This window comes from Gemmatimonadales bacterium (genome assembly GCA_036279355.1).
In the GTDB taxonomy this organism is placed as follows: domain Bacteria; phylum Gemmatimonadota; class Gemmatimonadetes; order Gemmatimonadales; family GWC2-71-9; genus DASQPE01.
The window spans coordinates 79,723-91,406 of record DASUJH010000004.1 but is presented as its reverse complement, the minus strand read 5'-3'; the positions used below and the strand labels follow the sequence as shown (position 1 = coordinate 91,406).

Below are 11,684 nucleotides of genomic sequence, written 5' to 3'. Positions count from 1 at the left end.
GGGCGCCGTACGCCGGGCGGAAGGCGCCGCGTCCGGCGTCATGCAATCATGCCGCCGTCGACGGGCGCCGGCCCGGACGGTTCGGCGTGCGGTCGCTCCCCGCCGCGACCTGGGCGTAGCACCGCTCGTACTCCTCCACCAGTCGCGCGCGGCTGAAGCGACGCACCGCGCGCGCCCGGCATCTCAGACGGTCGATGCGGTCCACCGCGCCACCCGGCGCGATCGCGTCGGCCATCGCGTCGATCGAGTCGACCACGAACCCCGTGATGCCGGGCTCGACCAGCTCGGGCACGCTCCCACGGGGGAACGCGACGACCGGGCACCCGGAGAGCATCGCCTCGACCATGATGAGTCCGAACGGCTCGTCCCATTCGATCGGCGCGAGCAGCGCGCGGGCCTCGCGGAGCAACCCGGTCTTGGCCGTCATGCCCACCGGCCCGAGCAAGGTCACACCCGGCGCGGCGAGTCGTTCGGTGAGACAGGACTCGGCATAGGGGCGGTCCGGCGGGTGTACGCTCCCCGCCACGCGGATCGGCACGCCGGCCGCCGCGGCGGCATCGATGGCGTTGTGCAGGCCTTTCTCCCGCGCGAAGCGCCCGACGAAGCAGACGTAGTCGTCCGGCCGATCGGTGGCGCCGTAGCGCGAGCCGTCGAGACCGTGGTGGATCACCCGGCAGTGCGCGATCTCGGGCGCGCGCCGGCGCTGGTCGGCCGAGATCGCGACGAACTGGACTTCCGGAAAATGTTCGTAAAACGCCGAGAGCCGGGGGTCGCGCGCGTGGTGCAGTGTGTAGACGACCGGCAGGTCCGGCGTCATTCGTGCGATCGCCAGCGCGCAAGCGGCATGCACGTGCACCACGTCGAACGGCTCCGCCGCCGCCTGGTGCATCGCCCAGGAGATATGGTTGAGGTCGATGAACGGCTCGGGCGGCCACTTCGCCTCGGGGTAGAAGGCGCGCAGCTCGGCCGACGTCAGGGAGTCGCCGGTGGCAAAGAGCGTGACGTCGTGGCCGGCAGCCACGAGTCCCTCCACCAGCTCGTGGATGACGAGCTCGGTACCGCCGTAGTCGCGCGGCGGTACCGCCACGAACGGCGTTGAAATCATCGCGATTCGCATCGCAGGGGGCCTCCAGGTTTCGCCGGGGGGTATTTTCGAGATGAATACTCGGCGGACCGGGCGTGAGATGTGGGCCGCATCACAGCACACGGACCAGTGACGACCACTAATAGATCATGAGGACAAATTGTCGCGGCGTACGCGCGCCGCCCAGGCGCGTGCCGACCAGGCAGGCCCCGGCCGTCCGTCTCCTGCTCGCCCTTGCCCTCGTGGCCACACTTCCGGGCACGGCCTCCGCGCAGTACTTCGGCCGCAACAAAGTCCAGTACGAGAGCCTCGACTTCAAGGTTCTCCGGACCCCCCACTTCGACATCTATTTCTATGAGCGCGAGCGCGACGCGGCGGCCATTGCCGCCCGCGACGCCGAACGCTGGTACGACCGGCTCTCGACCATCTTCGACCACAAGCTCCGCGGCCGGCAGCCCGTCATCCTCTACGGCACCTCGAGCACCTTCCAGCAGACCAACGCCATCCAGGGCGAGATCGGCGAAGGGACCGGCGGTGTCACCGAACCGCTCCGGCGCCGAGTGGTCCTGCCCATCGGCGGCCCGCTGCGCGATCTCGATCACGTGCTGGGTCACGAGCTGGTCCACGCCTTCCAGTTCGACATCACGGGCGCCGGCCCCACCGGCGCGACCGGCGGCATCCCGACCGCCACCGCCCTGCCGCTCTGGTTCATCGAGGGCATGGCCGAGTACTTCTCGCTCGGGCCGGTCGATCCGCTCACCGCGATGTGGATGCGCGATGCGGCGCAGCACCGGATGCCGAATTATGCCCAGCTCGAAGACCCGAACTTCTTCCCTTACCGCTACGGGCAGGCGCTGTTGGCCTACGTGGGCGGCCGCTGGGGCGATACGACGGTCGCCGCGCTGCTCCGCGTGGCCGGCGCCCGCGGCGACGTGGGCGTGGCCATCCGCCAGGTGCTCGGCATGGAGCCGGACACGCTGGTAAGCCGCTGGCACGAGGCCACCCACGAGGCGTATGACCCGCTGCTCAGGGTCACGGTGGCGCCGGCCCAGACCGGCCGAGCGATCGTGGGGCCCGAGGGCGAGGCGGCCCAGTACAACGTGTCGCCCGCGCTCAGCCCCGACGGCAAGCGGCTCATGTTCCTCTCCAACCGCGGCCTCTTCTCCGTCGATCTCTATCTCGCCGACGCGGCAACCGGCAAGATCATCCGCAAGGTCACGAGCACGGCGGTGAATCCGCACTTCCAGAGCCTCCAGTTCATCATGTCGGCGGGCGCGTGGAGTCCGGACGGGCGGAAGTTCGTCTTTGCCGGGGTGAGTGCGGGCCAGCCCCTGCTGAGCATTTACGACGTGGAGCACGACCGCACCGAGCGCGAGATCAAGTTCTCCGATCTGGGCGAGATCTACAACCCGACCTGGTCGCCCGACGGCCGCTCGATCGCCTTCAGCGCCGTCGTGGGCGGGCTCACCGATCTCTACGTCTATCCGCTCCACGCCAAGGCGCCGCGCCGTCTCACCCACGACGCCTTTGCCGACCTCATGCCGTCGTGGTCGCCCGACGGGCGCAGCATCGCGTTCGTGACCGACCGGTTCACGACCAACGTCGATTCGCTCACGATCGGCAATTACCAGCTCGCGCTCATCGACCCCACATCGGGCGAGGTGCGCCGCATCGGCCCCAACGACGGGGCCAAGCAGATCAATCCGCAGTGGGCGCCGGACAGCCGCAGCCTCTACTACATCTCCGACCCCGACGGCATTGCCAACCTGTACCGGCTGGACATGGCCGCGGGCACGAGCACCCGGCTCACCAACCTGTACACCGGCGCCAGCGGGATCACGGTGACGAGCCCGGCGCTCTCGGTCGCGTCCGGGAGTGGGGCGGTGGCGTACAGCGGATTCAACGACAATGCGTTCACGATCTTTGCGCTCGACACCACGGCCAATCCGGCGCCCATCGCGGTCGCGGAGCGGCGCGAGGCCGCCGCGGCGGCGGACAGTGCCGCGCGTGAGAACGGCGAACCTTCGAAAGCCGCGGGCGCGCTCGTGGCGCCCTACGTCGCCGCGCCGCTCCCGGTCGGCGGGCCGGCGCTGCTGCCGCCCGAGCACCGCGAAGGCCAGATCGTCGCCACGCTGCTGCACCAGCCGCTGGAGGGGCTGCCGCCCGACACCTCCTACGCCGTGCATCCGTATCACCCGAGCCTCGGCCTCGAGTACGTGGGCCAGCCGAGCCTCGCGGTGGGCTCGGACGCATTCGGTACGTTCGTTGGCGGCGGCGCCGCGCTCTACTTCAGCGACATCCTGGGCAACCACAACCTCGTGGTCGGCGCGCAGATCTCGGGCAGCATCAACGATCTTTCCGGGCTCGTCGCCTACCAAAACCTGAGCCACCGGTTCAACTGGGGCATCTCGCTGCAGGAGGTGCCGTTCCGCACCGGCGCGTTCTTCGCGGGCCCGGCGGTAATCGACGGCGACACGGTCTTCGCGCAGCAGGAGCTGCTCAACCGCCAGATCAACACCGACGCCAACTTCATCGTCCAGTATCCGTTCAGCCCGCAGCAGCGCGTCGAGTTCGGCGTAGGCTACAGCAACATCCGCTTCACCAGCGAGCTCAGGACCCAGGGCTTTTCGTTCATCACGGGCGAGCAGGTGATCGACGACAAACAGGATCTGCCGCACCCCAACGCGCTGAATCTGGGCACGGCGAGCGCGGCTCTGGTGTACGACAACAGCATCTTCGGCGCGGTGGGCCCGATCCTGGGGCAGCGCTACCGGCTGGAGGTGGACCCCGAGATCGGCTCGCTCACGCTGTTCAACGTGCTCGCCGACTACCGCAAGTACGTGCAGCCGGTCACCAAGCTCACGATCGCGGCGCGGCTGCTGCACTACGGCCGCTACGGCAGCGACGGCGACGACCCGCGGCTCACTCCACTGTTCCTGGGCTACGAGGGCCTGGTGCGCGGCTACACGCTCGGCTCCTTTAACGCGAGCGAGTGCCAGCCCACGGCCGCCGATCCGAACGCTTGCCCGGTGTTCGACCGGCTGGTCGGAAGCCGGATCGCGGTCGCCAACCTCGAGCTCCGCTTCCCATTGCTCGGCATCTTCAGCTCGAGCTACTACGGGGGCTTCCCGCTCGAGTTCGCGTTCTTCGGCGACGGCGGCGTGGCCTGGACGGGCAGCGAGTCCCCCACGATCACCGGCGGCACGCGGAAGCCGGTGTTCAGCACGGGGGCAGCTCTGAGGGCGAATATCTTCGGGTATCTGGTTGCTCAGGTCGACCTCGTGCATCCGTTCGACCGTCCGGGGAAGAACTTCGTATGGGAGTTCAGCCTGCTGCCGGCGTTTTAGGGGGCGGACAGGCGGTCAGGCGGACGGGCGGTCAGGGGGTCGGGCGGACGGCGACCAGCCGAGGCCCGCGTGGGGGCGAGGCGGAAAGGGGGAGCGGTGGGCGGAGCCGACTGTGTGCTTGTCGGCGGAGCCCCCGTACCCCTTTTGCTGCGCCCCCCACGCGATGCCGGCCATCACCTGCTACGACGCGTACGCCTCCATGGGCGGGCAGGTGCAGACGAGATTCCGATCCCCATACGCACTGTCGATCCGCCCCACCGTGGGCCAGATCTTGTGCTGCCGAGTCGCGGCGCTAGGAAACGCAGCGCGCTCGCGCGGATACGGCCGCTCCCACACATCGGCGATCACCTGCTCCAGCGTATGCGGCGCGTTGGTGAGCAAGTTGTTGCCCCGCGGCGCGCGCCCTTGTTCGATTTCGCGGATCTCCTCCCGAATCCCGATCAGCGCGTCGCAGAACCGGTCCAGCTCCTCCTTGGATTCGCTCTCGGTGGGCTCGATCATGAGCGTCCCCGGCACCGGAAACGACACCGTCGGCGGATGGAACCCGTAGTCGATGATCCGCTTCGCGATGTCCTCCACGTCCACGTCCGCGCTCGCCTTGAACGGCCGGGTGTCGATGATGCACTCGTGCGCCACCAGCCCGTTGGCGCCCGCATAGAGCAACGGATAGTGCCCCTCGAGCCGCTTCGCGATGTAGTTCGCGTTGAGGATCGCCACCTTGCTCGCTTCGGCCAGCCCGTCCCAGCCGAGCAGCGCGATGTAGGCCCACGAGATGGGGAGAATCGCCGCACTCCCCCACGGCGCCGCCGCAACGGTGCCGAACGACTCCGGCCCGCCCACCCGCACCAGCGGATGCGTCGGCAGGAACGGCGCGAGGTGCTCCGCCACGGCAATCGGCCCCATGCCGGGCCCGCCGCCGCCGTGTGGAATGGCGAACGTCTTGTGCAGGTTGAGGTGACATACGTCCGCGCCGTAGTCGCCCGGACGGCAGAGACCCACCTGCGCATTGAGATTGGCGCCGTCGAGATACACCTGGCCGCCGGCCTCGTGCACCGTGCGGCAGATCTCCCGGATCGACGGCTCGAACACGCCGTGGGTCGAGGGATACGTCACCATGAGCGCCGCCAGCTCGGCCGAGTGCTTCCTTGCCTTGGCGCGGAGGTCGGCGAGATCGATGTTGCCGCGCGCGTCCGACTTGACCGGCACCACCTGAAAGCCCGCCATCACCGCGCTCGCCGGGTTGGTGCCGTGCGCCGAGGTGGGGATGAGGCAGACCTTGCGCCCGTGATCGCCGCGCGACTCGTGCCAGGCGCGGATCACGAGCAACCCGGTCAGCTCGCCCTGCGACCCCGCGTTCGGCTGCAGCGACACCGCCGCGAACCCGGTGATCTCGGCCAACTGGTAGCGAAGCTGCTGGAAGAGCCGGAGGTATCCGCCGCTCTGGTCGCGCGGGGCGAAGGGATGCAGCCGGTTGAACTCGCGCCACGTGAGCGGCATCATCTCGGTCGTGGCGTTGAGCTTCATGGTGCACGAGCCGAGCGGAATCATCGCGTCGGCGAGCGACAGGTCGCGCGCCTCGAGCCGCTTGATATAGCGCAGCATCTCCGTCTCCGAGCGGTGCAGGTGGAAGACGGGATGGGTGAGAAACGCGCTGGTGCGGCGGACCGAATCGGGAATGGCCGACTGCGCGTGCACCGCCACCTGGTCCAGCATGAAGGGGAGCGTCTCGTCGAGCGCGAAGATCGAGATGAGATCGGCCACGTCGCCGAGGGTGACGGTCTCGTCGACCGCCACACCCACGCGCGTGGGCGAGAGCACCCGGACGTTGATCCGCTTGGCGCGCGCGTTGTCGAGGATGCCGGGCTGGGCCCAGCGCTCGACCTCGATGGCGAGGGTGTCGAAGAAGGCATCGTGCACCAGCACGTAGCCCAGGCGGCGGAGCGCCGTCGCGAGCAGCACCGCGTGCCCGTGTACCCGCGCGGCAATGCGCCGGAGGCCGTCGGGCCCGTGGTAGACGGCGTACATGCTTGCCATCACCGCGAGCAGCACCTGCGCCGTGCAGATGTTGCTGGTCGCCTTGTCGCGCCGGATATGCTGCTCGCGCGTCTGGAGCGCCATGCGAAGCGCGGGCCGGCCGGAGACGTCCTGCGACACGCCGATGATGCGGCCCGGCATGTGTCGCTTGTACCTGTCGCGCGTGGCGAAGAACGCGGCGTGCGGGCCGCCGTACCCCATCGGCACGCCAAAGCGCTGCGAGCTGCCGACGGCGATGTCGGCGCCCCACTCGCCGGGCGGCGTGAGCAGCGTGAGGGCGAGCAGATCGGTGGCGACGGTGACGAGCGCGCCCGCCTCGTGCGCACAGCGGCAGACGTCGCTGAAGTCGGCGATGCGGCCGTCGGTGGCGGGATACTGCACCAGCGCGCCGATCACGTCGGGGCCGAAGTGGAACTCTTCCGCCCGGCCCTCGCGCACGGTGAGCCCGCGGGCGCGCGCACGGGTGCGCATCACCGCGAGCGTCTGCGGGTGGCAGCCCTCGTCCACCAGATAGACCCGTGCGTCCTTCCGGTTCACCACCGCCTCCGTCATCGTCATCGCCTCGGCCGCGGCGGTGGCCTCGTCGAGCAGCGATGCGTTGGCGATCTCGAGACCCGTGAGGTCGGAGACGACGGTCTGGAAGTTGAGCAGCGCCTCGAGCCGGCCCTGGCTGATCTCCGCCTGATACGGCGTGTACGCGGTGTACCAGCCGGGGTTCTCGAAGATGTTTCGCTGGATCACCTGGGGCGTGAAGGTGCCGTAGTAGCCCATGCCGAGGTAGGAGCGGAACACCTGGTTCTGCGCGGCGAGCGCGCGAAGGGCGCGCAGCACCTCGCGCTCGGCGCGGCCTTTGGGGAGCGCCAGCGGGCGGCGGAGACGGATCTCCTCGGGCACCACGGCGTCGATGAAGTCGTCCATCGATGCGTAGCCCACCGTCTCGAGCATTTCGTGCAGGTCTTCGGGACGGGGGCCGATGTGGCGGTAGGTGAAACGCTCGGGGCGGGGAAGGAAGCGGCGCTCGGGATGGCCATCCGGGCGGCCGTCGGGGCGCGGCGCGTCGGAGCGCTGCGGTTCAGAACGCGGCAGTGATGCCGTCACGGTGGTTACTCGCCGATGTGGGTCTTGTACGCGGCAGGGGTGAGCAGCGTGTCCATCGCCTTGGCGTCATCGGGGCGGAGCTTCACCATCCAGCCCTCGCCGTAGGGATCGCGGTTCACGGCGGCCGGGTCCTTGTCGAGCGCGCCGTTCACCTCGACCACTTCGCCCGCGAGCGGGCTGAACAGCTCGGAGACGGCCTTCACCGCCTCGATGGTGCCGAACGGCTCGTGCGCGTTCACGCGGGCGCCGACCTTGGGCAGCTCGAGAAACACCACGTCGCCCAGCTCGCCCTGCGCGTAGTCGGTGATGCCGACGGTGACGACGCCGTCCTTGCCGGCGCGGACGTATTCGTGTTCGCTGGTGTAGCGGAGGTCGTCGGGGATGTTGGCCATGGTGTGGGTTGCTCCGGACCGGAAGCTAATAGCGAGCGGCGATAAGCCAATGCTGAGCGCGTTCCGTGGGCGTGGCTTGCCGGTGATACTATAATCTGGTATCTTGTCGAATGGCCGCGTTGAGTCGGCGCCATCTGTGCATCCTGGAGCAGGTGTTCGAACACCCGACCAGGGCCGACCTCGAGCGGGAGGAGGCCACGGCGCTCTTGCGGGCGCTCGGTGCCGAGTTGAGCGAAGGCAGGGGATCGCGGTTGCGCGTGCATTTGGGAGGCGTGCGCGCCGTTTTCCACCGGCCGCATCCGGGCAAGGAGTTGCGGAAGTACGCGGTCGAGGATCTGCGAGACTATCTGAAACGTACGGGGATAACACCGTGACCGACGTTCTGCGCTACAAGGGATACATCGGACGGGTCGACGTCGATGCCGACGCCGGCATTCTCCACGGTCGGGTCATCAACACCCGCGACATGATCACGTTCGAGGGTCGAAGCGTCGCGGAGGCCGAGCGTGCCTTTCACGGTTCCGTCGATGACTACCTGGAATTCTGCGAATCGCGTGGCGAGCCGCCTGACAAGCCGTTTTCGGGGAAGTTCCTCGTGCGCGTGTCCGCCGAAACCCACCAGGCCATCGCGGTCGCGGCAGCCCGCGAGGGCAAGAGCCTCAATCAGTGGGTGGCCGAGCAGCTGGAGCGCGACGCCGCAACGCAATCCAGATAATCCAGCCGCTCGCGCGCCGCGCGCTCCTGCTGGAGCGTCGGTGCGACGTCGGCGCCCTGCATCGATTCCAATAGCTCGACCAGCTCGCCGCGGACCTTGTTCACCCGGGCGGTGTCGACCGTCGCGCTCGGCGCCGTGCCCGCGGCCGAATCGGGGCTCAGCGCCGCGGCGCGCTCGATGCCGGCCACGAGCCGTTGTGAAAGCGCGAGTTGGCGGCGCAAACCGTCCATCGGTGTCTTCACCCGCGGGTCCATCCGCACTACGAGCGGCTGTGTGTACGTGCGTCCGTCGACCGTGAGCCGCACGGTGTACCTGCCCGGCAGCACGAACGGGCCGCGCGGTTGCGGCCGAGTGCGGCCCGGCACTGCGCTGATCGGATAGGTGAAGTCCTCGAGATCGGCCCTGGGCCACGGATAGCGCAGGTCCCACACGAAGCGGTGCAGGCCCGGCTCGGCCGAGAGAAAGGGCGACGGCGCGACCCAATAGTCGGGCACGTTGACCAGGTTGCGCGGGTTGGGATCGGGGTTGAGGCCGCGCTCGTAACGCCTTACCGGCTTGCCGCTTGCGTCCACGATCTCAAGCGACATATCCGACGCGCTACCGCTCAGGTGATAGTCGATGATCGCGCCCGCCGGCGGGTTCGGCGCGGTCGGCTCGTCGGGCGGAAGCGGCGTGTCGGTGTAGGTCGAAAGTCTCACGCGCGTCGCGAGCGCGGGCCTGAAGAGATGCGCCGGATCGGCGAGCGCCGCGGCGCCGAGCTGGCGGAGCGGCGAGATGTCGTCGAGGATCCAGAACCCGCGCCCATGGGTGCCGGCGACGAGATCGGCGCCCTTCACCACGAGGTCGCGGATCGACGTCGCCGGCATGTTGCCGCGGAGCGACTGCCAGTGGTCGCCGTCGTCGAACGACACCCACACCTGCGTCTCGCTTCCCGCAAAGAGCAGCCCACGCCGCACTGGGTCTTCGCGCACCACGTTCACCGCCGCACCCGAGTCGATGCCCGCCGTGATCTCGATCCAGCTCCCGCCGCCGTCGCGCGTGCGATAGATGTGCGGGCGCAGGTCATCGAGCCGGAACGTATTCACCGCCGCGTACGCGGTGAGCGTGTCGAAGTGCGAGGCGTCCATGAGCGAGATCTTGGCCCACGGGCGGACCTGGCGCGGCGTCACATTCTTCCAGTGCCGCCCGCCGTCGAAGGTGACGTGGATGAGCCCGTCGTCAGAGCCGGCCCAGAGGATGTTCTCCCGGAGATACGACGGCGCCAGCGTGTACACCACGCCGGGGTGACGGGCGACGGCGTCCGAGTCGTGCGCGTAAGTGCCGACGCTCGGCGGCACGGTCGAATCGCGGCGGGTGAGGTCGGGCGAGATCTCGCGCCAGTGCGTGCCGCCGTCCGTCGTTTCCCAGACCGTGTTCGAGGCGAAGTAGAGCTTGCGCGGGTTCACCGGCGAGAAGAGCGCCGGCGCGGTGCGCAGCTCGCGATAGGTGGAATCGCGGAACGGCTTGGGCGCCACGTCGCGGGTCTGGCCGGTGCGCCGGTCGTACACGGTGAGCCGGCCGCCGAACACGAGATCGGGGTCGAGCGGATCGGCCGCCACGTAGCCGTACTCCTCGGCGCCTACCGGGTGCCAGTCGCGGAAGGTGATCTCGCCGTCGTCGCCGCGGCTCGCGACGCACGCCGAGCCCGACTCCTGCTGCCCGCCGCAGACGCGATACGGCCAGGCATTGTCGGTGCTCACGTGATAGAACTGGGCGGTGGGCTGGTTGTACCACGAGCTCCAGCTCTCGCCGCCGTTCACCGTGATGATGGCGCCCTGGTCGGAGGCGATGAGGATGGTGCGCGGATCCCTGGGGTCGATCCAGATGCGGTGGTAGTCGTCGCCGCCGGGCGCGCCGCGCAGCATGTGCCACGTCGTGCCGCCGTCGGTCGAGCGCCAGACGACGATCGTCGTGGTGTAGACGATGTCGGGATTGGTCGGGTCCACCTTCACTTCGGCAAAGTCCGAGGCGCGCTGGTTGATCCGCTGATCGGTGGTCATCCGGCGCCAGCTCGCGCCGGCGTCGTCGCTCCGGAACACGGCATTGCCGTGGATCTCGTCCACCGAGAGAAAAAGCCGGCCAGGCAGGCTCGGCGCGATACCGATCCCGATACGGCCCAGTCCCTGCTTGAACGTGGGGAGGCCGCGCATGATCGGCGTCCAGTGGTCGCCGCCGTCGGTGGTCTTGTAGAGGCCGGTGCCCGGGCCCTGCCACTGGCCGTTCTCCCACGGCGCCTGGCGCGATTCCCAGAGCGCGGCGTAGAGCGTGTTCGGGTCGTCGGGCGCCATCACGATGTCGATGCCGCCGGTGTTCTCGTCCTTGTAGAGCACCTTCTCGAAGGTCTTGCCCCCGTCAGTCGAGCGGAAAATGCCGCGCTCCGCGTTGGGCCCATACGGATGACCGAGGACGGCGACGAAGAGCCGGTCGGGATTGTGCGGATCGACGGCGATCTGCGGAATCTGCTGGCCGTCGCGGAGGCCGAGGTGGGTCCAGGTGCGGCCGGCGTCGGTGGACTTGTAGATGCCGTCGCCGGTCGAGAGGTCGGGGCGCTGCAAGCCCTCGCCCGAGCCGACGTAGATCACGTCGGGATTCGAGGGCGCCACCGCGATGGCGCCGATCGAGCCGGTGGGTTCGTCGTCGAAGATGGGGGTCCAGGTGCGGCCGAAATCGGTGGTCTTGAAGACACCGCCGTTGACGGCGCCGATGTAGAAGAGGCCCGGATGGCCAGGCACGCCCACCGCCGCCTTGGTGCGGCCGCCGCGGTAGGGGCCGATGGGGCGCCACGTGAGCTCGCGGAAGAGCGCCGGGTCGAAGCCCTGGGCGAATCCCTTCGCGACGCGCTGCGAAACGCCCTGCGCCGGCGCGGGCGGCGCCGCCAGGAGGAGCACGAGCCCGAATGCGACGAGCGCGCGTGCCATCGGCATGCGCGCGGGACGGTCGAACGTCGGAGGGTTCATCGGCAATTGGATCGGCAA

At 69.0% G+C, this 11,684-nt stretch carries 7 protein-coding genes; 3 read left to right on the top strand and 4 right to left on the bottom strand.

Annotated elements, in window-relative coordinates; translation table 11 throughout:
- Nucleotides 1-46 precede the first annotated feature (46 nt).
- Complete coding sequence (locus VFW66_01170) at nt 47-1,105, bottom strand: glycosyltransferase family 4 protein (GenBank protein HEX5385290.1); 1,059 nt, start codon at nt 1,103-1,105, stop codon at nt 47-49.
- A 170-nt stretch (nt 1,106-1,275) separates the two neighbouring features.
- Here VFW66_01170 and VFW66_01165 point away from each other — a divergent pair, with 170 nt between their 5' ends.
- On the top strand, nt 1,276-4,431 hold the full coding sequence (locus VFW66_01165) for a BamA/TamA family outer membrane protein (GenBank protein HEX5385289.1): 3,156 nt from the start codon (nt 1,276-1,278) through the stop codon (nt 4,429-4,431).
- A 180-nt stretch (nt 4,432-4,611) separates the two neighbouring features.
- Here the strand turns inward: VFW66_01165 and gcvP are convergent, their stop codons facing one another.
- Both gcvP and gcvH read right to left on the bottom strand, forming a co-directional pair.
- A complete protein-coding gene (gene gcvP / locus VFW66_01160) occupies nt 4,612-7,563 on the bottom strand; it encodes an aminomethyl-transferring glycine dehydrogenase (protein ID HEX5385288.1) in 2,952 nt (983 codons plus the stop codon).
- 5 nt (nt 7,564-7,568) lie between these two features.
- Complete coding sequence (gene gcvH / locus VFW66_01155; protein ID HEX5385287.1) at nt 7,569-7,955, bottom strand: glycine cleavage system protein GcvH; 387 nt, start codon at nt 7,953-7,955, stop codon at nt 7,569-7,571.
- Nucleotides 7,956-8,065: 110 nt separating this feature from the next.
- Between gcvH and VFW66_01150 the strand changes: the two genes are divergently transcribed.
- Both VFW66_01150 and VFW66_01145 read left to right on the top strand, forming a co-directional pair.
- Nucleotides 8,066-8,329: a type II toxin-antitoxin system HicA family toxin gene (locus tag VFW66_01150; protein HEX5385286.1), complete on the top strand. Its 264-nt coding sequence runs from the start codon at nt 8,066-8,068 to the stop codon at nt 8,327-8,329.
- Nucleotides 8,326-8,670, top strand: coding sequence for a type II toxin-antitoxin system HicB family antitoxin (locus VFW66_01145; protein HEX5385285.1), 345 nt, complete (start codon nt 8,326-8,328; stop codon nt 8,668-8,670). Before VFW66_01150 ends, VFW66_01145 begins: the two co-directional genes overlap by 4 nt.
- Here the strand turns inward: VFW66_01145 and VFW66_01140 are convergent.
- On the bottom strand, nt 8,619-11,666 hold the full coding sequence (locus VFW66_01140) for a glycosyl hydrolase (protein HEX5385284.1): 3,048 nt from the start codon (nt 11,664-11,666) through the stop codon (nt 8,619-8,621). The genes VFW66_01145 and VFW66_01140 overlap by 52 nt on opposite strands.
- Between the last annotated feature and the right edge of the window lie 18 nt (nt 11,667-11,684).

What these genes read in the sequence shown, in the direction of transcription:
- VFW66_01170 (HEX5385290.1), bottom strand. Translation starts at nt 1,105, where the DNA reads ATGATTTCAACGCCGTTCGTGGCGGTACCGCCGCGCGACTACGGCGGT.
- VFW66_01140 (HEX5385284.1), bottom strand. Translation starts at nt 11,666, where the DNA reads ATGAACCCTCCGACGTTCGACCGTCCCGCGCGCATGCCGATGGCACGC.
- gcvH (HEX5385287.1), bottom strand. Translation starts at nt 7,955, where the DNA reads ATGGCCAACATCCCCGACGACCTCCGCTACACCAGCGAACACGAATAC.
- VFW66_01150 (HEX5385286.1), top strand. Translation starts at nt 8,066, where the DNA reads ATGGCCGCGTTGAGTCGGCGCCATCTGTGCATCCTGGAGCAGGTGTTC.